The organism is Cupriavidus sp. UYPR2.512, assembly GCF_000379565.1.
GTDB lineage: Bacteria > Pseudomonadota > Gammaproteobacteria > Burkholderiales > Burkholderiaceae > Cupriavidus.
Genome location: NZ_KB903001.1, coordinates 1 through 2,614 on the forward strand (window position 1 = coordinate 1; position 2,614 = coordinate 2,614).

The following is a 2,614-nucleotide window of genomic DNA, read 5'->3' on the forward strand; positions in this document are numbered from 1 at the left end:
GACCGGATCGCGCTAAACCACGTCCGCCTCGCCAGAAACCTCATCGACATGCCGCCTATAAGGCTTGCTGATGTCCTTATCTTGGGTGGATTGCGACCCATCCTCCCATTACGGAGCCATCCCATGAAACATCTGAGTGACATTGTTGGAAGCTGGACGCCCGCTCAATGGGAAGGTCTGCTCAAGCGGTATCTGCCAGCGGAAGTCCTGACGGACAGCTTCTGGCAGGGCCGCCCTGGTCCTTGCCCCCTCTGTGGTGGCCACGACCGTTTTACGTATGACAACAAGCGCGGCCGCGGCGACTGGGTGTGCCGCAAGTGCAATGCAGGAAGTCCGAAAGCTGGCGACGGCCTGGAGCTCGTACGCTGCTTCACCGGCCTTTCGTATCGACAGCTGCTGCTTGAACTGAACGGAGGGCGTGCCCTTCCGATCGAGGCCGGAGCAATACGAGGTCCAGCGCCTCGTCACAAGATCAATGACTCGGCAGCAAAGCTGCGCCGCATCGACAGGAAGTGGAACACGGCAACCGAGCTGTCGCCTGGGGATCATGCCATGCGGTATCTCGCTGCACGCGTGCCAGGCCTGCGGGCACCAAAGCCAAGCGCGCTGCGTATTGCGGTGCAGGATTACTGGCATGACGGTCGGATCATCGGCCGCTATCCAACAATCCTTGCGAAGTTCACGCTGCCGGACGGGCGCATGGCAACGGTGCATCGTACCTCGTTGGACCCTTCGGCACCTGCCAAGGCATTGATTGTCGCGGAGGATGGAGTAATCCTGCCTTCCAAGCGCAACGATGTGTCGGCCCTGCCGGTTTCCGGTGGCGCGGTGCGGCTAATGTCGCCGCGCGCCGGCGAAGTGGGTGTCGCCGAAGGTCTGGAGAATGCGTATGCCGCCTACATGCTCTTTGGCGTGCCGACCTGGAATTGTCTGAATCGCGTGCTGCTTAGCCAGTTCGAGGTACCCCCAGGCCTGGGCATTCACACGGTCCACATCTTTGCGGATTTCGACCAGATTGACCCAACGACTGGAAAATCGCCCGGCATGGCCGACGCATTGAAGCTGGACAAGCGCTTGCGCGCTGCCGGGCTGCGCACCGTGATGCATCGCCCCAAAGTCCGGGGAACTGACTTCTGCGATCAATGGCGCACCGAATACCAGCTGCGCCGCATGTCTCGCCAGGCGATCGCTGCCTGACATAACCGCCACCTCTCGTGGCGCCGTACTTTACCTCTGCCCTGTGGGTCCTTCCCACAGGGGGGAGCACTCCGTGGCAGGCTCTCTCAGGAGATTGACAATGCCACAGAAGGGATTCACCGCCATCGTCAACAAGCTGCATATCCACGCGATGCGCAGCTCGGCCGCGACTGACGTCAACGCCGGCCAGTCGGAAGCGCAGTTCTTTGATGTGTATCGCCGCGAGCCGTCGGGGAGCATGACGTTCCTCGATCGGCTGCTGTCTTTCGATTCCGCCCTCGACTACTGCCTTGCACCGACGCTGCATTGAGCGCGTCAACCCTTAACAAGAAGCCCAGCGATTGCTGGGCTTTTTTTGGGTGTGCCGAGCATGCGCAACAGCTTGGGGGTGCAAGTCCCCTGTCCAGCCTGATGGGGCGAAGGACTAGCGAAACGCAAGGGCGTCGTCGTGAGGCGGGGTCTGAAGGAAGCGTGTAGCAAAGCCACGACCTGACGAACAGAAACCAGATATGAGGCCTACCCGGCCGGACGAGCGAGCCAATGATCGCGAAGTCCCCAACCATCAAGGGCCGGGGTGGTAGATCTGGCAGGTGTGTGGTGAAGGCGGTTGTGCTTACCTCGGGAGGCCTGTGCAGCGTCCTGGAATCAGGACTGAGCGCCCCGTAAGGGGCGTTGACCGCCGTGCAGGAGTCAGCAGAGGGCATATTAGGGCGGTGACGCCTGAAGGCCCGAACGGAAAGGAGCGGCGAGTAAGCCGGAGAACTCGACATGGGAGCGCAGCAGAAAACGCGTCGCGTCCTTGACGGCGGAGGTAGGGGTGAAGCCCCGATGGCTGCTGATCGAGGGGCTGAACCTATGGCGGCGAACCCCGAGCCTGAAAGCCCGTCGGCTTACGACCGACTGATGGAAGAAGTCTGCGAAAGGGAGAACCTGAAGCAGGCGTTGAAGCGTGTGAAAGCGAACAAGGGTGCGCCGGGCGTGGACGGCATGACGGTTCAGGCATTACCGGCGTACCTGCGGGAGCATTGGCCGACGATACGGGCCTCGCTGCTCGAAGGCAAATACAAACCACAACCTGTGAGACGGGTCGAGATACCGAAACCAGATGGAGGTGGCGTGCGCAAGCTTGGCATCCCCTCTGCGCTCGACAGGTTCGTCCAGCAGGCAGTGTTGCAGGTGCTGCAAAGGCAGTGGGACCCGACGTTCTCGGATTCCAGTTACGGCTTCCGTCCGGGACGCTCGGCGCATCAGGCCGTGGAGCGCGCGCAGGGCTACCTCCAGGCAGGGTATCGCTGGGTGGTAGACCTCGACCTCGAGAAATTCTTGGATCATACATAGCAATGCCCTTTGGTTCATGAAGCGTGCTCGAAGAGGTCAGGTTGTTCGCTGACTGCCTTGATGCGTAAGCCTTTGCGCC

The 2,614-nt window shown here is 61.1% G+C and carries 3 protein-coding genes; all 3 read left to right on the plus strand.

Translation table 11 applies throughout. The features are described 5' to 3' along the window. Positions 1-123 precede the first annotated feature (123 nt). The 3 genes from A3A5_RS0117240 (at position 124) to A3A5_RS0117250 (ending at position 2,535) form a co-directional block, all read left to right on the plus strand. Positions 124-1,197 (plus strand): primase-helicase zinc-binding domain-containing protein, encoded by a 1,074-nt coding sequence (locus A3A5_RS0117240; RefSeq protein WP_026200860.1) that lies wholly within the window; start codon positions 124-126, stop codon positions 1,195-1,197. A 100-nt stretch (positions 1,198-1,297) separates the two neighbouring features. After that, positions 1,298-1,507, plus strand: coding sequence for a hypothetical protein (locus A3A5_RS0117245; RefSeq protein WP_018311794.1), 210 nt, complete (start codon positions 1,298-1,300; stop codon positions 1,505-1,507). Between the two features lie 545 nt (positions 1,508-2,052). Then, positions 2,053-2,535 (plus strand): reverse transcriptase domain-containing protein, encoded by a 483-nt coding sequence (locus tag A3A5_RS0117250; RefSeq protein WP_232431374.1) that lies wholly within the window; start codon positions 2,053-2,055, stop codon positions 2,533-2,535. Positions 2,536-2,614: the final 79 nt, after the last annotated feature.